A 23460-nucleotide genomic window follows, 5' to 3' on the forward strand; every position below is an offset into this window, starting at 1 on the left:
GTGGCCGTTGAGGAGTCGCGCAGATGCGCATCGGAGCAAGGGGCCTGAGGGCCCGTAGAGCCTTCCTGAGAAGGAGCGGCGGAGTCACGGCCTGGGGGGTGGTGGGAGCCGTCACCCTGACCCTCCTGCACGCTCCCGCCGTGGGGGCCGCCGACGGAGTCGACGAGGCGGCGCGGGAGAAGCGCCGGCCGAAGACGGCCGTCATGGACTCGGTCGACGTCACCCCGCTCGCCTGGGAGAAGGACGGCGGGAAGGACGCCGCCGCCGAGGCGGCCGCCGTCCCGTACCCGAAGACCGTCTGGCCGGCCCCCGGCAAGGGCGTCGCGGAACTTCCGGTCGCGGGCATGCGCGCGCAGGCCCTCGACGGCAGCCTGACCGCCGCCGAGGCCGCCGTCGAGGACCGCGCGGGCACCCTGCCGGTCCGGATCGTCGCCCCGGCGGCCGTACGAGGCAAGCTGGCGTCCCGTGACTCCGCCGCGCGCGCGGCAGGCGCCCAGGCCCTCGGCACGCAGGTGCCCGGACGGGTCGACGTCGAGGTCATGTCCCGGGCGAAGACCCAGCAAGCCGGCGTCGACGGACTGCTGCTGACCGTCGCCCGCGCCGACGGCGAGACGGCCGCCGGCCGCGTCACCGTCGAGATCGACTACAAGGCCTTCGCCGCGGCCTACGGCGGCGACTGGGCCTCGCGCCTCCGCGTCGTCCAGCACACCCCGTGCCTGGTCACCGCGGCAAAGCCCGCGGCGTGCGCCGACGGCAAGGTCCTGCGGACCTCCAACGACCGCAAGAACGGCACGCTCACCGCCGAGGTCGCCCTCCCCGCGGCCACCGCCGTCACCAAGGCGCCGGCCACGGGCACCAAGGCCCCCGCCGCCGGATCCGGCACCACGAAGTCCGGCACCAAGGGCACGGCCACGGCCACCAAGGCCGCGGCCCCCGCCACCGGCGCCAAGACCGCGTCCGCCGCCGCGTCCGCCGCCGGACTCTCCGTGCTGTCCGTCTCGGCCGGCGCCGCGGGCAGCTCCGGCAACTACGCCGCGACCTCGCTGACCCCGTCGGGCACCTGGTCCGCCTCCGGCAACTCGGGCTCCTTCACCTGGCAGTACCCGATGCGGGTGCCGCCGTCGATCGCGGGCCCGTCGCCGCAGCTGGCACTCTCGTACAGCTCGGGCAGCGTCGACGGCCGTACCGCCTCGACGAACTCGCAGACCAGCTGGGTCGGCGAGGGCTTCGAGCTGTCGCAGGGGTACATCGAGCGCTCCTACCGGTCGTGCAAGGACGACGGGCACGACACGGAGGGCGAGGAGAAGTACGACCTCTGCTGGCACTCCGACAACGCCATGATGAACTTCGGCGGCCGCAACGGCGAGCTCGTGAAGAAGTCCGGCGCCGACGCGAGCCGCACGCTCGACGGCAACCCGGACATGAAGCTCGAGGGCAGCTGGCGTCTGAAGACCGACGACGGCACGCGCGTGGAGCGCTGGGCCGGCGGCTTCAACTCCGGTGACAGCAAGGAGTTCTGGGTCGTCACCACCACTGACGGCACCCGCTACTACTTCGGCCGCAACAAGCGCTCCGCGGCCGACAGTGAGTCGCAGGAGTCGGCCTGGCAGGTGCCCGTCTACGGCGACGACTCGGGCGAACCCTGCCACGAGTCCACCTTCAAGGACTCGCGCTGCAACCAGACCTGGCGCTGGAACCTCGACTACGTCGTCGACGTCCACGGCAACTCCATGACCCTCTACTGGGACAAGGAGACCAACCGCTACGGCGCCATGCGCGACGACGTCTCCGTCGCCTACGACCGCGGCGGATACCTCAAGCGCATCGAGTACGGCGAGCGCGAGGGCAGCGACCTCACCACCGACGCCCCGGCCCGGGTCGTCTTCGGTGTCGCCGAGCGCTGTGACGCGGCCGCGACCGACTGCGAGCCCGGCGACCTGAAGGAGGACACTGCCACCCGCTGGCCCGACGTCCCCTTCGACCAGATCTGCACGGACACCGACTCCTGCAAGGAGCAGTGGTCCCCGGCCTTCTTCTCCCGCAAGCGGCTGACCTCCGTCACCACCCAGATCCTGAAGTCCGGCAGCTACAGCCCGGTCGACACATGGACCCTGGACCAGGACTACCCGGCGACCGCCGACACCTCGCCGCGCTCCCTGTGGCTGAAGAGCATCACGCACGTCGGCAAGGCCAACGGCGGGACCAGCGAGAGCCTGAAGACGGTCTTCTGGGGCGTCAAGAACACCAACCGGGTGCACGCCGAGGCCCAGGACCGCGACCCGATGTACAAGTGGCGCGTCCGCGCCATCCGTTCGGAGAGCGGCGGCGAGATCGCCGTCAACTACAAGCCCGTCGAGTGCACCGTCTCCGACCTGCCGGCGCCGCACACCAACACCAAGCGGTGCTTCCCGTCCTTCTGGTCGAAGGAGGGCGCGATCGGCGAGAACGAGGACTGGTTCCACAAGTACGTCATCGACACGGTGATCGAGGACGACCGCACGGTCGCCGGTCTCAACAAGACGACGAAGTACGAGTACTACGGCGGCGCCGCCTGGCGCTACGACGACAACGAGCTCGCCAAGAGCAAGAACAAGACCTGGAGCCAGTTCCGGGGCTTCCAGACCGTCCGTACCGTCACCGGTGACACCGGCACCGCGCAGCTCAGCTCCGAGGCCACCTACCTCCGGGGCATGGACGGCGACCGCACGAACGCCGACGGCGGCACCGAGGACGTCTGGGTCACCGCCTCCGACGGCACCAGGATCGAGGACAAGGACCGCCTCCAGGGCTACCAGCTGGAGGCCCGCACCTACTCCTCCGTCCCCGCCAACACGGCCGCCGACCGCGCGGCCAAGGAGATCAACGGCTCGGTCAACACACCCTGGATCTCGGCGGCGACCGCGACCGAGGGCAACGACACGGCCTACCTCGTCGGCACCGACCGGATCGACACCCGCGCCGCCGTCACCGGCGGCATCCGCCGCACCGCGATCGACCACACCTACGACGCGTACGGCATGATCTCGTCCTCCTCCGACCTCGGAGACATCGGCGAGAACAAGGCGAACAGCAACACCGCGGACGACTCCTGCACCCGCTACGAGTACGCCCGCAACACCGACAAGACCCTGCTCACCCTGGTCAAGCGCGTCCACCCCGGTGACGCGATCTCCGACGTCCGCACCCTCTACGACGACCTCGCCTACGGCGCGGTCCCCACGAAGGGCGACGTCAGCTCCAGTCAGCGGGTCACCGGCTACAGCGGCACGACGCCGGTCCTGCAGACCACCACGAGCAGCGACTACGACGTCCACGGCCGCGTCACCGCGGTCCAGGACGCCAAGAACAACCGGACCACCACCTCCTACACCCCCGCCACCGGCGGCCCGGTCACGGGGATGAAGGTCACCACCCCGCCCGCCGTCACCGGCGGCACCGGACAGACCACCTCGTCGTCCGTCGACCCCGCCTGGGGACTCGTCACCACCACGACCGACGCCAACAGCCAGCGCACCGACCTGGCCTACGACGCGCTCGGCCGGCTCCTCAAGGTGTGGCTCCCGGGCCGCGCCAAGGCCACCGACGTCCCCAACACCGAGTACGCGTACGACATCAACGCGGACGCGGCCAGCGTCGTCACCACCAAGACGCTGAAGCCCAACGGCAACGTCTCGGTCTCCTACCAGCTGTACGACGGGCTCCTGCGCGCCCGCCAGAACCAGACGCCCACCCCCAACACCGGGCGGGTCCTGAACCTCGTCGAGTACGACTCGCGAGGCCTGGCGGTCGTCCAGCACGGCCCGTTCTACAACCTGGACGACCCCGGCACCACCGTCGTCGAACCGCAGTTCGCGGTCGGCGGCAACCCGCCCGCCACCGAAACCGTCTTCGACGGTGCCGGCCGCGCCACGGCCACGGTCTTCAAGGTCGGCGGCGCGGAGAAGTGGCGCAGCCGCACCGTCTTCCACGGCGACTGCACGGACAGCGACCCGCCCACCGGCGGCACGCCGACCCGTGTCTGCACCGACGCCCAGGGACGCCGGACCTCCCTCACCGAGTACGACTCCGACTCCGTCACCGGCACCGGGCTCACCACCGCCTACGCCTACGACAAGGCCGGCCGTCTGACCTCCGTCAAGGACCCGACGGCCAAGAACGAGTGGAAGTGGACCTACGACGCCCTCGGCCGCCAGCGCACCGCTGACGACCCCGACAAGGGCGTCACCACGATGGCGTACGACGAGCTGGACCGTCTCTCCACCGTGACGGACCCGCTCGGCACCGCCGTCTCCTACCACTACGACAACCTCGGCCGCACCACCAAGATCACCAAGGGGAGCGAGACCCTCAACTCCTGGGTCTACGACACCCTCCCCAACGGCATCGGCCGCGTCACCTCCTCGTCCACCTTCAGCGGTGGCAACGAGTACAAGTCCGCCGTCAACAGCTACGACGTCAACGGACACCCCACCTCCACCGCGATCGTCATCCCCGCGGCGGAAGGCAAGCTCGCCGGCACCTACACCACCACCGCGACCTACAAGGCCGACGGCTCGGTGGCCGGCGTGACCGTCCCGGCGGCCGGTCCGCTCCCCTCGGAGAAGATCACCACCGGCTACGACCTCACGGGCCTGCCGGTCTTCACCTACGGCACCACCGACTACGTCAGGGAGACCCGCTACTCCAACTTCGGCGAGACCGAACAGCTCACCCTCGGCGTCTCCAGCGCCGCCAAGCAGACCTGGCTGACCAACTTCCACGAGGACGGCACCCGCCGCCTCACCGGCAGCCGCATCGACCGCGAGTCGATCGCCAACCCCGACGTCGACGCCACCTACGTCTACGACGCGGCCGGCAACATCAAGACCATCGCCGACGCCCCCGCGGGCAAGACGGCGGACGTCCAGTGCTTCCAGTACGACTACCTGCGCCGCCTCAAGACGGCCTGGAGCCAGACCTCCACCAGCTGCACGGCGCCCCCGGCCCCGAACAGCGCCGTCGGCGGCCCGGCCCCGTACTGGCACTCCTACGAGTACGACACCGCGGGCAACCGCACCAAGGAGATCCGCAACCCCGTCAACCCGGCGGCCGGCGGAGCCTCCGCCCTGCGGGTCACCACCACCTCCGCGATCCCCGCGGCCGGCGCCGACCGCCCCCACGCCCTGCCCACCGCCACGGTCACCACCGAGACGGTGAACAGCGCGGGAACGGTCACCGCCAAGACCGACACCGCCCAGAGCTACGCCTACGACGCGGCGGGCAAGACCGTCCGCCGCACCAAGGCGGCCACCGCCCTGAGCCCCGCCGTCGACCAGCTCCTGCGCTGGGACGCCGTCGGCCGGCTCGCCGGCACCTCCAAGGCGGGGGAGAAGGGCACGGTCACCGGCAACGGCGGCCTCTGCCTCGACCTGAAGGGCGGCGCCACCGCCTCCGGCACCGCGATCCAGGGCCTGACCTGCGCCTCCGGCAGCACCGCGCAGGCCTGGGAGCTCAACAAGGACGAACAGCTCGCCGCCCTCGGCGTCTGCGCCGTCCCCAACGGCACCACCACCGGCAGTGCGGTCCTCGCCCGCCCCTGCTCCTCCACCGACGCCACGCAGAAGTGGAAGATCCAGGACAACGGCACCGTCAAGCACACCGCCACCGGCCTGTGCCTGACCCTGACCGCGACCACCAGCGGCACCGCCGCCACCGCCGTCACCTGCTCCACCTCCGTGACCCAGCGGTGGAGCTTCGCCAAGCACACCACCAACGTGTACGGCTCCGACGGCAGCCGCCTGATCCGCAAGGAGTACGGCAAGGCGACGCTGTACCTCGGCACCACCGAGCTCACCGTCGACACCAAGAACACCCCCGTCACCACGGACGACACCACCAGTGCCGTCCGCTACTACAGCCACGGCGCCCGGACCGTCGCCGTCCGCACCTCCACCACCCAGGTGCACTGGCTCGCCGGCGGCCTCAACGGCACCGCCGAGCTCGTCATCGACGCGGTGGGCGCGGGCCAGACCGTCACCCAGCGCCGCACCCTCCCCTTCGGCGAGGTCCGCGGCACCAACCCGTCGGCCTGGCCGGGCCAGCAGGGCTTCGTCGGGGCGGTCAACGACCCCGGCTCCGGCCTCGTCCACATGGGCGCCCGTCAGTACGACCCGGCCCTCGGCCGGTTCCTCTCGGTCGACCCGGTCCTCGACCTGTCCGACCCGCAGCACCTGAACCCGTACGCGTACGGGCGCAACAACCCGATCATGTTCCCCGACCCCACGGGCCTGTGGTGGGGCTGGTCGGACTGGGGCCACGCCGCACTCGACGTCGTCGGCCTCGTGCCGGTCGTCGGTGAGGTCGCCGACGTCGCCAACGGCATCTGGTACACCGCCGAAGGCAACTACGTCGACGCCGGTCTGTCCTTCTCCTCCGCCATCCCGCTCGTCGGATACGGCGCCAGCGTCGCCAAGGGCGCCAAGTACGTCGACGAAGGCGTCGAAGCCGTCCAGGCGGTCACCAAGGCCACCGACAAGGCCGCCGACGCCAAGGGCGCGGCCAACGCCGCCGACAACGTCACCCCGCCCGCCACCCCCAAGCCCAAGGAGGCCCCCAAGCCCGACCCGCCCGCCAAGCCCAAGGACGACGCCGGCAGCGGCTCCGGCACCAAGGGCGACGGAGCCGGCGGCAAGAAGGACGGCGGCGACAGCGACGGCGCCGGCGGCGGAGGCGGAGGCGGCGACGAAGGGGAAACCCTCTTCCGCGGCACCACCAAGGGCTACGGCGGTTCCGCCGGCACCAAGCAGAGCGGCTCCACCCCCGCCACCTGGCACCCCGGAGTCGCCACCGCCTACGCCGTGCACTCCGCCAGCAAGGGCGCCGACGCGGTCGTCCACGTCATCCCCTCGTCCAACCTCTCACGCGCCGGAATCGACACCGAGAGGTACTACCTCTCCCTCCCACAGGACCGCGAAGTCGTCATCAACGCCCTCGCCGGCGACGTGGCCAACGCCGCCTCCATGTCCATTCCCGTCGCCCGAGCCCGCGAGATCCTCAGCGGAATCGGAATCGATATCCCAGCCCACCTACCCACCAACGCCTCGCTCAACGAGTTCCTGAAGCTCGACCTGCCCGACATGACACCCGGACAGATATCCGACTTCGTCCAGCAGGCGTCCCGATGATAGGCTCACCAGCCTGAATACCCAGCCGTGCGGTCGTCCAACGACGGCCGCACGGCTGGCTCTTTTCCACCACGTTGTAAAGCAAAGGATTCGCGATGGAAAGCTCCCCCCAGGAGCAGGAATTCCCCCGCCGCCTCCGAGCCCTCTGGTCCAGCTCCGGCCTGTCCCTCGACGACCTCCTGACCTTCGGCCACCGCCCCCGAGTCGCCGGCGCCTCCTGGTCCGAACCGGAACTCCGCTCCTGGTTCGACGGCACCTCCATCCCACCCAAAGACTGGCAATTCCGCCTCCTCGTCGAATACCTCGAATCAACCGCGGAATCCCGCAACCCGAACCACGTCAAGAATTCCGTAGAATCCTGGTACATGCTCTACTGGCGTGCTGTCGAATCCCGCCACGGCGTCCCCCCGAGAACCCGCTCCGGCACCCCACCCCGTACAGCGGACGAACGCGACGCAAAAAGCTCCACCACCTTCCTCCACGAATGGCGATGGAACGCCGACTGGTTCTCCTCCCTACGCAATCTCAAAAACTTCGACCGCATCCCCGAAAACGTCGCCACCTCCCTCTGGGGCTCCCTCCAACGCCACGCCTACCGCCTCCCCACCGCCTACGCCAACGGCGAAACCGACCCCACCACCACCTACTTCGCCACCCCCACCCTCGAACACGCCCACGACCAACTCGTCTCCGCCCTCCACCACTTCGCCACCCTCTCCGACACCCTCATCTGGGCCCCCCCACCCCACCCCTCCACCACCCCCGACACCCTCGTCCTCCCCCCCACCCTCAAACCCCGCGACGAGATCACCCAAGCCCTACGCCAAGCCACCACCGCCCTCCTCTCGGCGTACTTCGACCTCGTAGCCGCCATCAGAGCTCGGCACATCGTCGACGACGCCTTCCACTTCGAGGAGACGGAGTACGGTCGCGCCGCCGCATTCCCCGCGTGACTCCACCGGGACCGGGACCGGGACCCGGACCGCCGGCCGTCGGCGTGTGGCAAGGTGCCCGCATGTCCAACGGCGTCTCCCACCGCGTCTACCGCACGTCTGACCCGGCAGCAGCCCTCGCCACAGCACGTCAGCTCCTCGCCCTGGGCGCGCTCGAGAACGCCCAGGTATCCGTGGACATGGAGCTCTGGTGGGTGCGGGATGCGGTTCGATCCGCTGGGGCCAGGTGATCTGGCCTGCGGCGCCAGAGCGTGGCTACGACGGGCGGGTCGAACACGACGGGATCACCCTGGTCTTCAACTACGACAACACTGGAGCCGACCGGCACATCAGGACCCACACCGTGTGCGTCGACGTCAAGCGAACAGCGGAATCACAGAGCTACGCGGCCTGGCTGGCCGAGCAGATCAGCCAGGCGGTGATCGGCCCGCCGTACGCCTAAGGGCTGTCCCGCAAATGATCTCCGGGGCGCCTCGGGCACGGCGGGCCGCCGTGCGGCCCGCTTGCCTATCCGGCGAGAGCGAGGTTGTGCATCCGTGCGATACCGAGCATGGCGTGGTGGACGCCGTCGCCTTTGAGGCGGCAGTCACGCAGGATCTTCCAGGTCTTCATCCGGGCGAAGACGTGCTCGACGCGGGCACGGACGTGCCTGTGGGACTTGTTGTGTTCCTCTTTCCAGTCCGGAAGTTCGGTCTGGCCGCGCTGTCGGCGGTGCGGGATGACGAGGCCGGTACCCGGGTAGCCGCCGTCGGCAATCGTGGTGGTCTTGCCGACGGCGGCCTTGGCGCCGGACTCCTCCCACGCCTTGCAGTCGTTGCGGTTCCCGGCAAGCGGCCGGCCGACCGCGACGACCAGGTGGGTATCGGCGTCGATGACGACCTGGTGGTTGGTCGAGTACCGGTAGTTCTTCGACCGCTCGGCGATGGCGTGGTCGCGGGTGGGGACCAGGGTGCCGTCCACGATGAGCACGGTGTCTTTGGCGAACCGCTTGCGGGGCTGGAGTGCGAGCAGGGGGCCGAGGTGGTTGATGACTCGGCCGGCCGTCGACTTCGAGACACCGAACAGCGGAGCGAGCTGCCGCAACGTCAGGTTGGTTCGCCAGTAGGCCGTGACCAGCAGCACTCGGTCCTCCAGCGGCAGGCTCCACGGCCGCCCTTGGTAAACCACATCTGCTCCATGGCGCCGGAGCGTGGTCAGCAGTTTGCCGAAGCAGCGGGGGCTCAGCCCCGCGAACGGGGTTATCCAGGACGGCTCCGATGCCGTGATCACACTCGCCACGTCATGATCATCGCGCAGGCCGGCCTCATGCCGAGACAATCCCGCAGCTACGCTGCTCGGGGCAGTCCACAGTGAGCAAGACCCGGGGGAAACCGTGAACCGACCTCTGCTGTTCCTCGACGTGGACGGGCCGCTCAACCCCTATGCGGCCAAGCCGGAGAGGCGTCCCGACGGCTACACCACACTCCGAGTTCCCCGGAACGATGCCCATGAGGACGACAGGGGCCTTGCGTCCCGACGGCGCCCCCTGCGGGTCTGGCTCAACCCGGAGCACGGACGAATCCTGCTCCGGCTCGGCTTCGAGCTGTGCTGGGCCACCACATGGATGGACGACGCGAACCGGTGGATCGCACCGGTCCTGGGCCTTCCGGAACTTCCCTTTGTGGACTTCGGTGACGCCTTGTTCCAAGAGCGCCCCGATGGAGTCCACTGGAAGACCGGACCGTTGGTGAGCTACGCAGGCGGCCGTCCCTTCGCCTGGGTGGACGACGAGCAGAGCGAGCTGGATCAGATGTACGTGACCGCCCACCACCAAGGACCCGGGATCCTCCACCACGTCAACCCGCGGATCGGCCTACGCGAGAACGACTTCCACACGCTCGCCGACTTCGCCCAGTCCCTGGACACCTCACGAACCACCGGCTGAGCACCTCGCCAGCTCGGCAGGCAGCTCCGCACTCGCAACCGAGATCTTTGCGGGACAGCCCTAGGTTCACTTGTCAGGTTGATCCCGCACGCGGCGGCGTAGCGCCGGCGGTAGCCGGTCGGATCGCAATGCGGCGGCCGGCCACCGCGGGAGCCGTGCTTCCGCCGGTTGCGTGCCTGTTCGGCCTCGTCCGGGAGGGAAGGATGCAGCGAATCCCGCGCAGGCGCAGGTAGGCACGGCTCTCATGGGAGGCGTACGCCGGCTCCGCGCCGAGCCGACCGCCTGACCGGCACCGCAGATCACTCGCCGGCGGTGAACACGTGCTCCGTCGGCGGCCCGACCAGCAGTCCCGGACCCGCCGCGAGCGCCTCGGTCAGGTGCGGGCTCGACAGGTGCGCCTCGAACGCCGCCTGGTCCTCCCACTCCTCGAACACCAGCCACGCACTCGGGTCCTCGGGGTGGACGTAGGCCTGGTAGCTGATGTTGCCCGCCTCGGCCCGCGACGGCTCGACCAAGGACAGAGCCTGCTCGCGAACCTTGTTCTCCGCGCCAGGTGCGGCCTTGAGCAGGGCGATCGCGGTGACCTTGGGCATGGTGCGCTCCATTTCGACACGTTCTTCCGGGACGCGCGAGTCTATGTTCGTACCCGGAGGGCCGCAACGCACCACCGCCACCGGCCATTGTCCGTGTCAACACCATCTCTTCCGAGCGCAGTTCGCACCCAGGTGGACCGCATCAACGCACCGACGACACCGGCGCCGGCCCCAGGCCTCAGACCAACCCCCTGCCGGTTACCAATCTATGACGGTTGATCAGATACCGCCCAAGGTGGATGATCTTCATGGACCGCTCCATCAGTGTCCGCTGACGCGCACAAGTCGCGACCGCAGCAGCTTGATCCATCACCATTGACTCCACGGGGGAGACACTCATGCGCAAGCGCGTAGCCGCCGCCATAGCCGGCGCCGCACTCATCACCACCGGCCTCACCGCCACCCCTGCCAGTGCCGACTACGGCTTCAATCCCATCGAGATGTACAACCACCTCTGCTGGGACGTACCCAACTCCAACGCCTACGCCGGCGCGCAGGTCCAGCAGTGGGGCTGCAACGGCACCGACGCCCAGAAGTGGGACGTTCGCAAGGTGGACGACACCCACTGGGAGATCCGCAGCGCCCTGAACCCCGCCCTGTGCCTCAACAACTGGGAGGGCGGGGACACAATCGGCAACCACATCAAGCTCTACTACTGCGACGGGTCGAACCCCGACCGCAGCTTCAACATCGTCCGCACCGGCCAGCACAGCCAGCTCCAGCCCAAGAGCGCCTGGAAGAACTGCGTCAACGGCTGGGGCGGCAACGCCTGGGGCAACGAACTGCGCCTCTACACCTGCATGGACGTCGACAACGAGAACATCGGCAGCTGGGACTAACCTCCCCGGCATGAGCCACCCGCGTGACCCCTACATCTGATCACGCACCCACAGGATCCTGGCCGATCCCCCGGGGGCCGCCCGCCCCGGCAAACACACGCGCGTCGCCCTGCCAGCACACCGGCGAGGTAGGCGCGCTGCCTTCGAAAGAATGGGATCGGCCAGGAACGGGTGACGGTTGCCGTCGAGGGATCGGGTACGCGCCCCGGCGACGTCTGACGGAGGTGGAGAGCAGGACGCTCGAGCGCGCCGCGGCGACTTCAGCACGACGCAGTAACGTCGCTGAGCTGACAGGATTCCCCGTCATGGCTGCGCGGGTTCCACTCCCGACGTGTTGGATGGCGGCATGGCGAGAAGGCGGAAGAAGAAGCGGCCTCCCTTCGATCTGCCCAGTGGCATCGTCCTGCTGGCGACGCCGGAGGGCTGGCGCCACAGTCTCCGCACCGTCACGGGTGGCATGGTGTGTGGGCGTCTCAGCGACGAACTGCTGGACCCTGAGGTGGCGCTGGCCGCGGCTGCCGTGATGGTGAAGGAACTTGCGCGCGACTTCCACGACACAGCTGTCGAAGTGGCATGGGACCCGCGCCGGGAACCGTGGAGCTGGACAGGCCAAGTCGTTCCTGTCGCCGGCGGCGAGAGTACTTCCTAGCTCTCGTAGGCAGCCGCGCGCTGATCGCCTGGCGTCGCCAGCCGGCCAGTCGTCGTACGCGCTGCTCGGGTCAGCGAGGCATGCGCCGTCCCAACTCGCGCGACTTCGCCCGAAGGCCGGCTGCCCAGACTTCCCCTTCCGCAGGGGTGGACATCCCAGTGCCGGCGGAAACCTGGACGTCTTCGAACGGGGCTTCCGGGGCGACCCCGAGCCGTACCCAGTCCACCGTGACCCCCGCGCGTTCCGCGAGAACCAGCGCTGTGGCAGTGAAGCCTTCGGAGAGCGCGAGCCAGATGGAGTGGCTCGTTCTTCGGTGCTTCGCGAGGAGCGCGTTGATGAACGTCTCGAAGGTGTCGGGGGTGATCTGGCATTCGTCGTTCTCCATCGGGCCGATGCCCGAAGGAAGTTCGAGTTCTGCTTCGAAGACCGCTACTTGGCGCAGGAAGAGACGGGAAGCTCCGTTGGACGGGTTCCACAGGGTCTCGTCGCCGATGTCGAAGTACTGGCTCATCGAGACACCTTTCAGTTGGTCATGGCGGGCCGAGTGGGGAAGGTGGAGGTAGGCGGCGGGCGTCGGGGTGCCCGGCAGGGTTCAGCACCGTTGGCCGGGGCCGATGATCGTGAGGCCCACCTGCTCGGCGAGCCAGTGGGCGTACGGCTCCCTCCGCTGGCGGCCGTCGTATTCGGCGCTGCGGACGTGGACGAGGACGGTGTGGTCGTCGGCGGGGTCGTCGTATCCGCGGGTGCTGGTGTTGAAGAGGAGTGTCACCTCCGCGTGCTTGAACTCGCCCAGGAAGTCGATCTCGGGGGCGTCCGGCCATTGAAGGTCCGGCCAGTTGATCTCGCCGACGCTGGGACCGATTGCTGCCGTGAAGGCGTCCTCGACGGTGCCGACCGCCTGGTGGAGCAGTTCGTAGTAGACCGGCAGCCGGCCTTGGTACGCGGCCGGATCCGTCGGCAGGTCCGACCCGCGGACGCCTACGAGCCAGGAGGGGTAGTCCTCGATCGGCAGACGATGGTCGAACTCCCCGTCCAGTTCCTGTACCCGGAACCACCCCTCCGGTAGCTCCTTCGCTCCCCGTCGCGCTTCCTCGACCGAGCGGAGCTCTGCGTAGAGGGACACGTTCGTGTACTGGCATTGGCCGAACTCGATGAGGCGGCGCGCGGTGCTCAGGGCGAGTACGGGGTCGGGCGTACGGAAGACGGGGTAGGCGATGTCGTTGGACATGAGGGGACTGTGCCACGGCCGAACTGTGCAGGTCATCGCATTTTTCACGGCCTCGGTCTCGGGCGCCGCAACGCGCAGTATGGCCCGCGACGGGGCTACGCCCGATCCGTGGCCGCCGTCGTGGCCGTCGTCGCCGTTGGTGCCGTCAGCGGAGAAAGCGGTCGCTCGAAGAAGGTCTCCAGGACCACCGTGGCTTGGGTGCCGCTGACCCCTTCGATGGCGTAGATCCGGCGCAGGACGTCCTGCAACTGCTCGGTGGTCGAGGTTCGGACCTTCACCAGCACCGAGGCGCTGCCGGCGATGACGTGGGCCTCCAGGATCTCGGGCAGGGCGGCGAAGGCCTGGGCGGAATCGCCCATCCAGGACGTGGAGTCGACCATCACGTAGGCCAGGACGGCGCTGCCGACGGCGGCGGGGTCCACGTCGATGGTGGTGCGCCGGATGGCGCCGCGTTCGCGGAGCTTGCGTACGCGTTCGTGGGTGGCGCCGGCGGAGAGGCCGACGGCCTGGCCGAGGGTGGCGTAGGACTGGGTGGCGTCCTGTTGGAGTTGCGCGAGGAGTGCGCGATCGATGTGATCCACAACTCTCCGTTCGGAATTGACTAGCCGCGACAGTATCTCATCTTGCAGTATCCGAATCGGACCGATTGTGATTCGGTAGTCAGTGTGCGGCGAGTGATGAGCGACGGAAGACCTGAGGGGTGGGCGGCAGCATGAGCGGTGAGCGTCCGGGGCTGTACGAGATGCTGGACGAGCGGTTCCGTACCGGGAGGTGCATGAACGGGGATGCCTCGGTGGAGGTCCTGTACACGGGCTGTCGTTGGGCCGAGGGGCCGATCTATGTGCCCGCCTGGAGGCAGGTGGTGTGGAGCGACATCCCCAACGACCGGATGTTGCGGTGGGACGAGGAGACGGGTGCCGTGAGTGTCTTCCGCCGCACTGCCGGGCACACGAACGGCAACACGCTCGACCGCGAGGGGCGGTTGATCACCTGTGAGCAGGGGAACCGGCGTGTGACCCGTACCGAGCACGACGGCACGGTGACCGTTCTGGCCGACCGGTGGCAGGGCAAGCGACTGAACAGCCCGAACGACGCGACCGTGAAGTCGGATGGGTCGATCTGGTTCTCCGACCCGGACTTCGGCATCACCAGCGACTACGAGGGGTACCGCGCGGAAAGCGAGATCGGGTCCAACAACGTCTACCGGATCGACCCGGCCACAGGTGAGGTCCGATTGGTCGCGGACTGCTTCGGTGCGCCGAACGGGCTGGTCTTCTCGCAGGACGAGCGGCAGTTGTACGTCTCCGACACGCGCGCGGGCTTCATTCGCGTCTTCGACGTACGCGACGACGGGACCCTCTCCGACGGCAAGGTCTTCGCCGAGGCGGGAGCGCGTGAGAAGGCCAGGTTCGACAACCTGCGTTTCGACGACGGCGGACGGCTCTGGGCCGCCGCCATGGACGACGGCGTGCACTGCTACGACCCCGACGGCACTCTCATCGGCCGCCTGAACATCCCCGAGGCCGTCGCCAACATTTCCTGGGGTGGCCCCAAGCGCAACCGGCTCTTCATCGCCGCCGAGACCAGCCTGTACTCCGTCGTCATGGCCGTCACCGGCACCCACCCGACCGGGCCCGGACGCCGGCCCTGGGCGGCCCCTGCGTCACGCTGAACTCCCTGCGCGGCCCGACAGCGATGGCGGTACAGGGGGACAGGGGGAGGGGGAAGGAGAGACTTGACACCTGAAAGGTGGCACGGTGTTGCCCCGCTGGCGGACCGCGGCGGCCAACCGAAGGGACACGGACGTGCGCGCACGGGGCATCAACTACGACACCGGGTTTCTCCCGGGAGCCGAACTCTCCCGCAAGGCCTTCACCCCTGAGACGGTCCGGCACGACATGGCGGTGATCTCCGGCGAGCTCCACTGCGACGCCGTCCGAGTCTCCGGGCGCGAGCCCGAACGGTTGAGCATCGCCGCCAGGTACGCCGCGGAGGCGGGACTTGAGGTCTGGTTCGCGCCCTTTCCCGTGGACCTGCCCCGCGACCGGCTGCTTCCGTTCTTCGCCGACTGCGCCGCTCGCGCCGAAGCCGTGCGGCAAGCGGGCGCCAATGTCGTGTTCGTCGCTGGCTGTGAGATCAGCGCGTTCTGCGGAGGCTTCCTCCCGGGCGACACCTACGGCCACCGCCTCGGGGCCCTGGCGGCCGCCGACATGGAGTGGTGGTCCTCCCTCGGCCCCGTACAGGACCGTCTCAACGACTTCCTCTCCCAAGCCGCCGCGACCGTCCGCACCCACTTCAACGGCCCCGTCACCTACGCCTCGGCCCCTGGGAATCCGTCGACTGGGCCCCGTTCGACTACGTAGGCATCGACGCGTACCGGGCCGCCTACAACGCCCACACCTTCCGAGACGAGCTCCGTGCCCACCTCGCCCACGGCAAGCCGGTCGCGGTGACCGAGTACGGAACCTGCGCCTACCAGGGCGCCGGCACCCGCGGCGGAATGGCCTGGCAGGTACCACCCGGCGCGGTCCCGGACCAGGACGAACAGGCGCGCTACCTCACCGAATTGCTCGACGTCTTCGAGGAGGAAGGCGTCGACACCGCGCTCTGGTTCACCTTCGCCGGCTACAGCAGACCCGGCGAACACGACCTCGGCTCCTACGGCGTAGTGCGGGTCCTCGACGAGACACGCTGGGAACCGAAGAAGGTCTTCCACACGATGGCGGCCAGATACAGGCGCACCTGACGCTAGCTCGGCGCCCCCGCGGCGAGTCGGGCACGCTGTGTGCGCTGCTGCCGCAGGCGGACGGCCAGCGGAAGGGCGGTCGCGATCAGTGCCACGGTGGCGGCGGCGATCCAGTGCCGTGTCTGCTGGCCCATCAGGACGCATGAGACGGCGCCGAAGCAGGCGCCCTCGGCCGGGAGGAGGGCCGAGCCGTAGGAACGTGCATGGGCGACAGCCAGGTCACGATCAAGCTCACGAGTGACGAGGCACTGGTGTTGTCGGACTGGCTGGAGAAGCTGCAGATGACGGACCTGAGTCGGGTTGTCGACGACCCGGCGGTCTGGGCGCCGATCCATCGCATCGCCGGGACGCTGGACAAGTCACTCCCTGCGCTGTTCGCGCCGGACTATGACCAGCGGCTTGAGGCAGCTCGCCGACGGCTTCGGCCGGCGGAGGACTGACCGGCGAGTCTGAACCGTCACCGGGACCCCTGCGGGCTGGGGTTCGTAGAAGCCCGGCGACCCGCGGGTCGGGCTCCTCGACCGCCCGGCCAGCAGCCTGCGCTGCTCAAGCACGGCCGAAAGCGAGCGGGCCAGGTTCGGAACGATCAGCGAGGCCGCCTCGGTCCCTGGGACCGTCACGGTCTGCTCTTCCGACGCGGCAGAAATGCCCTCGACCAGCCCTCGGCCATCCTCGGCGTCGTCGGCCGCACCGGTGACCTGAGGGACGGAACGGCCTCACCGGGCCCCGATCGGCTGGGTGAGGTTGAGCGGGTTGCCGTCGGGGTCAGAGATGTGGGCGACGCGCTGGCCCCATTGCATGTCCGTGGGGCCGCCGCGTACCTCGCCGCCCAGGGTCGATACCCGGAGGAGGGTCTCGTCGACGTCGTCGACGGTGATGCTGAGGAGGATGCGTGGAGCGGCCGCGTCGTCGGCCTGTCCGTCGGTCTTCGCCACCAGACCGAGGTCGGTGTCACCGATGCGCAGCCCCACGTAGAAGGCCGGGCCCTGCTCGGGAATCCGGAAGGTCTGCTCGGCGCCGAACAGCTTCGTGTAGAAGTCGAGCAGGACGTCATGGCGGCTGGTGACGATCACTGGCTGGATGGTGGACATGGCACTCCAATCGGGAACGGCCGTGTCCTGGGTAGACCTGCCGGTGGCCATGAACTCATCGGTTGCGCTGCCGGCCGTAAAGGCCGGAGCGCGTTCGGGGCCGTATGGGACGGGTGTGATCAGAGTGTGTGGCGGACCGGTGGCATCAAGGCCTGATCAGGGCGTGATCAGACCGGGTACGACCGTCCTCAGCTCCGTGGCGGAGAGGACGCCTTCCCTTACGAGACGCGGCGTTTCGCCGGTCAGGTCGACGATCGACGAGGACAGGGGGCCGGCGGTCGGGCCGCCGTCGAGGTACACAGAGACGGAGTCACCGAGCATGCGGAGGGCCGAGTCGCAGTCCTCCGGTGAGGGCTGGTCGGTGAGGTTGGCGCTGGAGACCGCCATGGGGCCGGCGGCGGCGAGCAGGTCGAGTGTGAGGGGGTGGTCGGGCATGCGTACGGCCACGGTTCCGCCGGTCTCGCCGAGGTCCCAGGAGAGCGTGGGGCGGTGGCGGAGTACGAGGGTCAGGGCGCCCGGCCAGTACGCCTCGATCAGGCGCTCGGCCACCTCCGGCAGGTCCGCGACAAGGTCGCCGAGGGCGTCCTTCGAGCCGACGAGTACGGGGGAGGGCTTGTGTCGGCCCCGTCCCTTCGCGGCAAGGAGACCGGCGACGGCCCGTGGATCGAAGGCATCGGCGCCGACGCCGTAGACGGTGTCGGTCGGGAGGACGACGAGTCGGCCCCCCTTGACGGCCGCGACCGCGGCCTCGATGCCGGCCGCGCGAGCCGACGCGTCGGAGCAGTCGAAGCGCTGCGTCACAGGGCTGTCCTCTCTTCGTCGACCCCACTCACCCGGGTCACCCCACTCACTTGGGTCATCCCACTCACCCCACTCACCCCAGTCACCCAGCTCACTCCGCACCCACCACGCCGTGCGAAGTCACCAGCCGGGCACTGCCCTCGGCGAGCTGGTAGGCCAGGCCGACGACGGCGACCTCGCCCGTCTGCACCTGCTCGGCCAGGACGCGGGAGCGGTCCATGAGCAGCTGCGCGGTGTGCCTTATGTGCTCGTCGATGATGTCGCTGTCCTCCGTGAGACCGGCCGCGCGGGCCGCCAGGACGCTCGGCGTCACGCGCTCCACCACGTCCCGGACGAAACCGGCCGCGGGGAGGCCGTTCTCCACGGCGGCGCGGGCCGCGGCGACGGCGCCGCAGGAGTCGTGTCCCAGGACGACGACGAGCCGGCAGCCGAGCACGCTCGTGGCGTACTCGACGCTGCCCAGTACCTCGGCCCCGAGTACATGACCGGCGGTCCGTACGACGAACAGGTCACCGAGTCCCTGGTCGAAGATGATCTCCGCGGCGAGGCGCGAGTCGGAGCACCCCAGGATGACCGCGAACGGCTCCTGTCCGGGTGCGAGCTGCGTGCGGCGCGCGGCGTCCTGATTGGGGTGCTCGGGCGTTCCGGCGACGAATCGCCGGTTTCCGTCGAGCATGGCGTCGAGTGCGACCGAGGGAGAAGTACGAGGCATTCGGCCACTGTAACGAGCCATTCTCGGCTCAGCTCAGCCCGGTCCTGGAGAACCGGTGTGGGGAGGGCCTCAGATGCGGGAGGTGAGAGGCGCGGCGGTGACGGGTGGCCCGGTGCGTCGGTGGTGTACAGGGGCGTGGGATGTGCAGTCGTAGCCGGCTTGGTGTGGCATCCGCCGGCCGGGCGCCGCTCGCCGCTGCCGGGTCAAGCGGCTACCGGAAGCGGGTGACGAATCGGCGTTGCCAGGGCGTCTCGACCGCACGCGGAGCGTAGTGCTCGCGGACGTAGGCGACGGCCTGGTCGCCGGGTACGCCGTCGAGCACGGCGAGGCACGCCAGTGCGGTGCCGGTACGCCCCTGCCCGCCGGCGCAGGCGACCTCGACACGCTCCCCGGCGGCACGTTCCCACGCCTCCCGCAGCGCGGCCGCTGCCGCCGGGCGGTCGGACGGCAGCCAGAAGTCGGGCCAGCGGATCCAGCGACTGTCCCAGTCGACCGGCGGCGGCCGATGGCCCAGCAGATAGAGCGCGAAGGTCGGCTGGGGGCCCTCCGGGAGCGGTTTCCTCAGTCCCCGTCCCCGGACGAGCCGCCCGGAGGGCAGTCGGAACACGCCCGCCCTTGTGGGTTCCCATGCGGCAGTCACGGTGTGACCTTAGCCCGGTCGGGGTGGTGGTCAGGGGCCTTCGCGGCTGCCGGCGCAGGACGCCCCCGCTTAGTGAGTGCGCCGGCGTGCAGTCGCCGCTGCGGCGGGCTGTCCGGCCCCGATGGCCAGCGCGACTTCCCGCGGGTGAGTCAGCTGCGGGTGATGGCCGGCCCCGTCGACCACCGTCACCGTGACGTGGGGGAGGTCGGCGAGCAGGACCTGTCCGTCAGGACTCAGCGCGTCGTCGGAGCCGACGACGATGTGGACGCGTCCGGGGGACTCCCGGAGTTTGGTTTGCAGGTCCGCGCGCCACGTCGGACTCGCGGCACCGGACAGGAGCCGGGCGGTGGTGGCGGCGACGGTGCCGCGGCGAAGGTCCGCGACGGCAGGGGAGAGCGCGGCCGCGTGGGCTGCGTTGCCGGTGAGGCGCTTGGCCAGCGCGGTCGGACCGATCCGGCGTAGGAGCCGGCGCGTGAGGGGCGCCCATGCGGCGGCGCGGGGCGGGGGTGGCTGGAGGAAGAAGGGCGATACGAGGGTGAGCTGGTCCACCAGGTGCGGGTGGGCGGTCGCGGCTTCGAGGGCGGCAGCGGCGCCGATCGAGTGGCCCACCAGGTGACGGGCGCCGGTCTCGGCCAGCAGAGTGGTCGACCACGTGGCCCAGTCGTCCGGGGAGCCGGGGCTCAGTCCGAGGCCCGGGAGGTCGACGGCACGGGCGTTCCCGACGGCGGTGACGGCCGGGGCCCAGGTATCGGCGTTGACGGGCAGACCGGGGAACACGACGGTGGGCGCCCCCGCCTCACCGACTTCGAACGTCCGCAGTCCAGCCACCGTGGTGAACCGCCTCCCGCCCGCCGGGGCGTCGCCGAAGCGATGGGCCGCCAGGTGTTCACCCCAGCGGCGGATCGTCGTGACCGTGTCCGGCATGGTCAGGCCGTGCCGGGCTGCGAAGGCATGTGCTGAGGCGGTCGGGTAGCGGTCCGTCGACAGGAACGTGAGGGTCTCGGGGTCGGTCCGGGTGAGCCGGTGGGGGAGCCGCGTGAGCACCGACACGGGGATCCGCGCCCGTGGCGCTTTGGTGCCGTACTGCTCGGCCAGCATGGTGAGCAGGTCGGGCAGGGCGGGCGTGTCGTCGTCGAGGAGCCAGTACGCGCTCCGCTCGGTGGTCGGGTCCGTCGGCAGCAGCGTCATGAACCGGGCGAGGTAGTCGGCCGCGACGACCGGGACGAACGTCTTCCCGCTGCCGGGGAGCGCGGGCAGGGCCCCGTTCCAGAGGTCCTTCACAGTGGAGGCGAGGCCGAGGTACTGGTCGGACTCCCCGGTGGCGCTGTCCCCGATGACGGTCGCCGGGTTCACGATGGTCCACGGGACGCCCGACTCCGTTGCGAGCTCCCGGAAGACGGCGTCCGCCTCGACGCGCGAGGCCTCGTACGCGCCCAGGGAGCGGTAGGTCTCACGCCGCTGTTCCTCGCTCCACGGGGTCGAGTCCTTCCCTCCCACGCGATAGCCGGAGATCTGCACCAGGCGGCGCAGGTGGGGCAGCCGTGCCGCGAACTCCACGACCGCGCGTACGCCGTCGACATTGGCGTGACGCGCCTCGTCCACGGACATTCCGAACCTGAAGGCGCCGGCGCAGTTGTAGATCTCGGTGACGTCATCGCAGCCGCCCTCGATCAGCGATGCCGAGTCGAAGTCCACCCGCAGATCGGCCACCCCCTGGCCGTACCCCCGCCCCGCCAACCACGCGGCCAGCCGCTCGTACGACTCACGGCTCCGGCCGGCCGCGCTCACCCGCACGCCGGCCTGCCCGAGGGCCAGCACCACGTGCCGCCCGATGAAGCCGCTGGCACCCAGCACCAACGCATGCCGCTGTTCCGAGCTCATGCCTTCGCCTCCGTACCGTCCGCCACCAGTACGGCGATGGCCTGAGCCGCGCAGTGCAGCGGCTCGGTGGACCGCTGGGCCCGCGAGACGATCACGGCCCCCTCCACCATGCTGACCACCGCTGTGGCCAGGGCGCGGGCGACGGTGCGCTCCCGGCCCCCCGCGACGAGCAGCGCGCTCACCGGCGCGATCCACGACTCGAAGGCGTCGGCGCAGGCACCGCGCAGCCGTTCGCTCTGCGCGCCCATCTCCAACGTCACCACCGACACCGGGCATCCGAGCTGGAAGTCACTGCCCTCCAGCATCGCGGCCAGCTCGTCGATCACCCGCCCGAGCACCGCCCCCATTCCGGCCGGCCCGCCCGCCGAGTCCGCCACGAGGGCCCCGAACCGCGCGGCCGCCAGCTCGACGGCCTTCTCTCCCAGCGCCTCCTTCCCCTGCGGAAAGTGGAAGTACAGCGACCCCTTCGGCGCCCCCGCGTGCTCCACCACCGCGTTCAGCCCCGTACCGCTGTATCCGTGGCGCTGGATCAACTCCAGCATCGACTCCGCCAGCCGTGAGCTGGTCTCGATCCCCTTGGTTCCCTTGGCTCCAACCATGACCGAAGAATAGACCGGTCTATAGATTTTTCAAGACCTCGGACTCTTCGGCAGGGAGCGGGACCGTCGAGGGTCGCGCCTAGTCCTCGCCTCGGATGATGCTCCACACACCGGATTTGTGACGTATAGCGCCTGCCCCAGGTGGCGACGGCCATGCCCTGTGGTCGAGTCGGGCCCGGCAGGTGGCGGCGCCTTCGCTGCCGCGATTGGTACAGCGTGACGTGGGCAGATGCCCGGCGTGATGCGGCGTGACGGAGCGGACGAGACCGCGCTCATCGTGATCGACATGCTGAACACCTATGAGCATGAGGATGCCGAGGTGTTGGTGCGGTCCGTGCGCGAGGTCCTTCCGGGCGTGGGGACGCTTCTTGAGCGGGCGCGGGAGGCACACGCGCCGGTGGTCTATGTGAACGACAACTTCGGGCGATGGCGTTCGCATCACGGGGAGCTTCTCGAGGCCGCCCTCGCGGGCCGCCACTCCGACCTGGTCGAGCCGATCGCGCCGGACGAGGAGGCGCTCTTCGTCGTCAAGGCGCGGCACTCCGTCTTCTTCGAGACGCCCCTCGCGTACCTGCTGGCGCAGCTCGGCGTGCGGCGGGTGGTGCTGTGCGGGCAGGTGACCGAGCAGTGCGTCCTGTACTCGGCCCTGGACGCCCACATCCGGCACATCGACGTCGTCGTCGCGGTCGACGCGGTGGCCCACATCGATGCCGAGCTCGCGGAGGCGGCCCTGCGGATGATGGAACGCAACATGGCGGCGGAGCTGTGTGCGAGCGGCGAGGTCTCCTTCGCCGACGCGTCCTCGAACTGACACGGGCGGGCGCTACGGTGCCGGCCGGACCCGAGGCAGAGTTGTCACGGGGCTTGGGCCGGCGGACCCGAGGCAGAGCCGTCATCGCCCCTTGGCTAGGCGGGCAGGCGGGCAGGCGGGCCGGCGGTTCGGACGTCACCGTCCGCCGGGCCGATGCGGCAACAGTTCCTGTGCCTTGGCCTTGAGGCCCTGGAGGACCACGTGGCCGCGGCGGCCGTCGCCGCGGGCGAGGAAGGCGAGGGTGGCCTCGATCTGGTCCCAGGTGGCGTGGGGAGGGAGGGGAGGGACGGCGGGGTCGGTGCGGAAGTCCAGGACGGTGGGGCCGTCAGCCGCGAGGGCCTGCCGCCAGGCGTCCTCGACGTCGGCGGGGTCGGTGACGCGGAGGCCGTCCATGCCGAGGGAGCGGGCGAAGGCGGCGTAGGGGACGTCGGGCAGGGCCTGGGAGGACGCGAAGGGCGGCGTCCCCGCCAAGGCCCGCAGCTCCCAGCTGACTTGGTTGAGGTCCTGGTTGTTCCAGACGGCGACGACGAGCCGGGGGTCGGCCCATTCGCCGGCGTATTTGGCGACGGTGACCAGTTCCGCCATGCCGTTCATCTGCATGGCGCCGTCGCCGACGAGAGCGATCGCGGGGCGGTCCGGGTGGGCGGACTTGGCGCCGATCGTCCGGCAGCAGCGGGTCGAGCGCGTGAGCCACGTACTCGGGGTCGACGGGGTCCGCCGAGAGGGCGGCGCGGCGGTCCATGACCGTCTTCCAGCGGCGTACTCCGGCGGTCACGGTCCGCTGCCACCCGCGGTCGTCCTTGCGCGGGAGCAGAGGAAGCAGGCGGCGT

23 protein-coding genes and 2 pseudogenes are annotated in these 23460 nt (G+C 69.9%); 11 read left to right on the forward strand and 14 right to left on the reverse strand.

Features of this window, described 5'->3' with window-relative positions; genetic code table 11:
* Positions 1 to 23 precede the first annotated feature (23 nt).
* The 3 genes from ACZ7G1_RS04420 to ACZ7G1_RS04430 all read left to right on the forward strand — a co-directional run bounded on the left by ACZ7G1_RS04420 (position 24) and on the right by ACZ7G1_RS04430 (position 8558).
* A complete protein-coding gene (locus ACZ7G1_RS04420; protein ID WP_470875335.1) occupies positions 24 to 7163 on the forward strand; it encodes an RHS repeat-associated core domain-containing protein in 7140 nt (2379 codons plus the stop codon).
* A 95-nt stretch (positions 7164 to 7258) separates the two neighbouring features.
* Positions 7259 to 8116: a hypothetical protein gene (locus tag ACZ7G1_RS04425; protein ID WP_470875334.1), complete on the forward strand. Its 858-nt coding sequence runs from the start codon at positions 7259 to 7261 to the stop codon at positions 8114 to 8116.
* 190 nt (positions 8117 to 8306) lie between these two features.
* Positions 8307 to 8558, forward strand: a complete 252-nt coding sequence (locus ACZ7G1_RS04430; RefSeq protein ID WP_470875333.1) for a hypothetical protein — start codon at positions 8307 to 8309, stop codon at positions 8556 to 8558.
* Between the two features lie 65 nt (positions 8559 to 8623).
* Here the strand turns inward: ACZ7G1_RS04430 and ACZ7G1_RS04435 are convergent, their stop codons facing one another.
* Entirely contained in the window at positions 8624 to 9394 is a 771-nt protein-coding gene (locus ACZ7G1_RS04435) for a transposase (RefSeq protein WP_470875332.1), read from the reverse strand.
* 94 nt (positions 9395 to 9488) lie between these two features.
* On the opposite strand from ACZ7G1_RS04435, the gene ACZ7G1_RS04440 reads away from it, so the two are divergent.
* Positions 9489 to 10040 carry a hypothetical protein gene (locus ACZ7G1_RS04440; protein ID WP_470875331.1) on the forward strand — a complete coding sequence of 184 codons (552 nt, stop codon included), beginning with the start codon at positions 9489 to 9491 and terminating at the stop codon, positions 10038 to 10040.
* A 299-nt stretch (positions 10041 to 10339) separates the two neighbouring features.
* Here the strand turns inward: ACZ7G1_RS04440 and ACZ7G1_RS04445 are convergent, their stop codons facing one another.
* Positions 10340 to 10633, reverse strand: a complete 294-nt coding sequence (locus tag ACZ7G1_RS04445; protein ID WP_470875330.1) for a putative quinol monooxygenase — start codon at positions 10631 to 10633, stop codon at positions 10340 to 10342.
* A gap of 338 nt (positions 10634 to 10971) precedes the next feature.
* On the opposite strand from ACZ7G1_RS04445, the gene ACZ7G1_RS04450 reads away from it, so the two are divergent.
* Together ACZ7G1_RS04450 and ACZ7G1_RS04455 are read left to right on the forward strand one after the other, a co-directional pair.
* The gene (locus tag ACZ7G1_RS04450) at positions 10972 to 11472 is read left to right on the forward strand and encodes an RICIN domain-containing protein (RefSeq protein WP_470875329.1); all 501 of its coding nucleotides are present in this window, start codon (positions 10972 to 10974) and stop codon (positions 11470 to 11472) included.
* Positions 11473 to 11803: 331 nt separating this feature from the next.
* Positions 11804 to 12121, forward strand: a complete 318-nt coding sequence (locus ACZ7G1_RS04455) for a hypothetical protein (RefSeq protein ID WP_470875328.1) — start codon at positions 11804 to 11806, stop codon at positions 12119 to 12121.
* 70 nt (positions 12122 to 12191) lie between these two features.
* Here ACZ7G1_RS04455 and ACZ7G1_RS04460 read toward each other — a convergent pair whose 3' ends face one another.
* From ACZ7G1_RS04460 to ACZ7G1_RS04470, 3 genes are all read right to left on the reverse strand, one after another.
* Positions 12192 to 12632, reverse strand: a complete 441-nt coding sequence (locus ACZ7G1_RS04460) for a DUF6086 family protein (protein WP_470875327.1) — start codon at positions 12630 to 12632, stop codon at positions 12192 to 12194.
* 81 nt (positions 12633 to 12713) lie between these two features.
* On the reverse strand, positions 12714 to 13349 hold the full coding sequence (locus ACZ7G1_RS04465) for a hypothetical protein (protein WP_470875326.1): 636 nt from the start codon (positions 13347 to 13349) through the stop codon (positions 12714 to 12716).
* Positions 13350 to 13444: 95 nt separating this feature from the next.
* Entirely contained in the window at positions 13445 to 13930 is a 486-nt protein-coding gene (locus tag ACZ7G1_RS04470) for an Lrp/AsnC family transcriptional regulator (protein WP_470875325.1), read from the reverse strand.
* 131 nt (positions 13931 to 14061) lie between these two features.
* On the opposite strand from ACZ7G1_RS04470, the gene ACZ7G1_RS04475 reads away from it, so the two are divergent.
* The 3 genes from ACZ7G1_RS04475 (at position 14062) to ACZ7G1_RS04485 (ending at position 16095) form a co-directional block, all read left to right on the forward strand.
* Positions 14062 to 15021 (forward strand): SMP-30/gluconolactonase/LRE family protein, encoded by a 960-nt coding sequence (locus ACZ7G1_RS04475; RefSeq protein ID WP_470875324.1) that lies wholly within the window; start codon positions 14062 to 14064, stop codon positions 15019 to 15021.
* Between the two features lie 133 nt (positions 15022 to 15154).
* Complete coding sequence (locus ACZ7G1_RS04480) at positions 15155 to 15712, forward strand: hypothetical protein (RefSeq protein ID WP_470875323.1); 558 nt, start codon at positions 15155 to 15157, stop codon at positions 15710 to 15712.
* A gap of 86 nt (positions 15713 to 15798) precedes the next feature.
* Positions 15799 to 16095 (forward strand): hypothetical protein, encoded by a 297-nt coding sequence (locus ACZ7G1_RS04485; RefSeq protein WP_470875322.1) that lies wholly within the window; start codon positions 15799 to 15801, stop codon positions 16093 to 16095.
* 2 nt (positions 16096 to 16097) lie between these two features.
* On the opposite strand, the gene ACZ7G1_RS04490 is transcribed toward ACZ7G1_RS04485, so the two are convergent.
* Positions 16098 to 16229, reverse strand: coding sequence for a hypothetical protein (locus tag ACZ7G1_RS04490; RefSeq protein WP_470875321.1), 132 nt, complete (start codon positions 16227 to 16229; stop codon positions 16098 to 16100).
* 69 nt (positions 16230 to 16298) lie between these two features.
* Between ACZ7G1_RS04490 and ACZ7G1_RS04495 the strand changes: the two genes are divergently transcribed.
* Complete coding sequence (locus ACZ7G1_RS04495) at positions 16299 to 16535, forward strand: hypothetical protein (protein WP_470875319.1); 237 nt, start codon at positions 16299 to 16301, stop codon at positions 16533 to 16535.
* An 81-nt stretch (positions 16536 to 16616) separates the two neighbouring features.
* Here the strand turns inward: ACZ7G1_RS04495 and ACZ7G1_RS04500 are convergent.
* From ACZ7G1_RS04500 to ACZ7G1_RS04530, 7 genes and pseudogenes are all read right to left on the reverse strand, one after another.
* A pseudogene (locus tag ACZ7G1_RS04500) lies at positions 16617 to 16786 on the reverse strand (IS110 family transposase); the annotation flags it as partial.
* A 25-nt stretch (positions 16787 to 16811) separates the two neighbouring features.
* Entirely contained in the window at positions 16812 to 17186 is a 375-nt protein-coding gene (locus tag ACZ7G1_RS04505; RefSeq protein WP_470875317.1) for a VOC family protein, read from the reverse strand.
* A gap of 156 nt (positions 17187 to 17342) precedes the next feature.
* Entirely contained in the window at positions 17343 to 17987 is a 645-nt protein-coding gene (locus ACZ7G1_RS04510; RefSeq protein ID WP_470875315.1) for an L-threonylcarbamoyladenylate synthase, read from the reverse strand.
* 91 nt (positions 17988 to 18078) lie between these two features.
* Positions 18079 to 18699 carry a carbonic anhydrase gene (locus ACZ7G1_RS04515; protein WP_470875314.1) on the reverse strand — a complete coding sequence of 207 codons (621 nt, stop codon included), beginning with the start codon at positions 18697 to 18699 and terminating at the stop codon, positions 18079 to 18081.
* A 211-nt stretch (positions 18700 to 18910) separates the two neighbouring features.
* On the reverse strand, positions 18911 to 19339 hold the full coding sequence (locus tag ACZ7G1_RS04520; protein WP_470875312.1) for a protein-tyrosine phosphatase family protein: 429 nt from the start codon (positions 19337 to 19339) through the stop codon (positions 18911 to 18913).
* A 69-nt stretch (positions 19340 to 19408) separates the two neighbouring features.
* The gene (locus tag ACZ7G1_RS04525; RefSeq protein WP_470875310.1) at positions 19409 to 21220 is read right to left on the reverse strand and encodes an alpha/beta fold hydrolase; all 1812 of its coding nucleotides are present in this window, start codon (positions 21218 to 21220) and stop codon (positions 19409 to 19411) included.
* Positions 21217 to 21819: a TetR/AcrR family transcriptional regulator gene (locus ACZ7G1_RS04530; protein WP_470875308.1), complete on the reverse strand. Its 603-nt coding sequence runs from the start codon at positions 21817 to 21819 to the stop codon at positions 21217 to 21219. Before ACZ7G1_RS04530 ends, ACZ7G1_RS04525 begins: the two co-directional genes overlap by 4 nt.
* Positions 21820 to 22060: 241 nt before the next feature.
* On the opposite strand from ACZ7G1_RS04530, the gene ACZ7G1_RS04535 reads away from it, so the two are divergent.
* Positions 22061 to 22630 (forward strand): cysteine hydrolase family protein, encoded by a 570-nt coding sequence (locus tag ACZ7G1_RS04535; RefSeq protein WP_470875306.1) that lies wholly within the window; start codon positions 22061 to 22063, stop codon positions 22628 to 22630.
* A 135-nt stretch (positions 22631 to 22765) separates the two neighbouring features.
* Here ACZ7G1_RS04535 and ACZ7G1_RS04540 read toward each other — a convergent pair.
* Positions 22766 to 23459 (reverse strand): annotated as a pseudogene (locus ACZ7G1_RS04540) (thiamine pyrophosphate-dependent enzyme); the annotation flags it as partial.
* Position 23460 lies beyond the last annotated feature (1 nt).

It is taken from the genome of Streptomyces sp. NPDC037273 (assembly GCF_055603625.1).

What these genes read in the sequence shown, in the direction of transcription:
- ACZ7G1_RS04420 (WP_470875335.1), top strand. Translation starts at nt 24, where the DNA reads ATGCGCATCGGAGCAAGGGGCCTGAGGGCCCGTAGAGCCTTCCTGAGA.
- ACZ7G1_RS04425 (WP_470875334.1), top strand. Translation starts at nt 7,259, where the DNA reads ATGGAAAGCTCCCCCCAGGAGCAGGAATTCCCCCGCCGCCTCCGAGCC.
- ACZ7G1_RS04445 (WP_470875330.1), bottom strand. Translation starts at nt 10,633, where the DNA reads ATGCCCAAGGTCACCGCGATCGCCCTGCTCAAGGCCGCACCTGGCGCG.
- ACZ7G1_RS04450 (WP_470875329.1), top strand. Translation starts at nt 10,972, where the DNA reads ATGCGCAAGCGCGTAGCCGCCGCCATAGCCGGCGCCGCACTCATCACC.
- ACZ7G1_RS04460 (WP_470875327.1), bottom strand. Translation starts at nt 12,632, where the DNA reads ATGAGCCAGTACTTCGACATCGGCGACGAGACCCTGTGGAACCCGTCC.
- ACZ7G1_RS04465 (WP_470875326.1), bottom strand. Translation starts at nt 13,349, where the DNA reads ATGTCCAACGACATCGCCTACCCCGTCTTCCGTACGCCCGACCCCGTA.
- ACZ7G1_RS04475 (WP_470875324.1), top strand. Translation starts at nt 14,062, where the DNA reads ATGAGCGGTGAGCGTCCGGGGCTGTACGAGATGCTGGACGAGCGGTTC.
- ACZ7G1_RS04490 (WP_470875321.1), bottom strand. Translation starts at nt 16,229, where the DNA reads ATGGGCCAGCAGACACGGCACTGGATCGCCGCCGCCACCGTGGCACTG.
- ACZ7G1_RS04495 (WP_470875319.1), top strand. Translation starts at nt 16,299, where the DNA reads ATGGGCGACAGCCAGGTCACGATCAAGCTCACGAGTGACGAGGCACTG.
- ACZ7G1_RS04505 (WP_470875317.1), bottom strand. Translation starts at nt 17,186, where the DNA reads ATGTCCACCATCCAGCCAGTGATCGTCACCAGCCGCCATGACGTCCTG.
- ACZ7G1_RS04515 (WP_470875314.1), bottom strand. Translation starts at nt 18,699, where the DNA reads ATGCCTCGTACTTCTCCCTCGGTCGCACTCGACGCCATGCTCGACGGA.
- ACZ7G1_RS04525 (WP_470875310.1), bottom strand. Translation starts at nt 21,220, where the DNA reads ATGAGCTCGGAACAGCGGCATGCGTTGGTGCTGGGTGCCAGCGGCTTC.
- ACZ7G1_RS04530 (WP_470875308.1), bottom strand. Translation starts at nt 21,819, where the DNA reads ATGGTTGGAGCCAAGGGAACCAAGGGGATCGAGACCAGCTCACGGCTG.
- ACZ7G1_RS04535 (WP_470875306.1), top strand. Translation starts at nt 22,061, where the DNA reads ATGCGGCGTGACGGAGCGGACGAGACCGCGCTCATCGTGATCGACATG.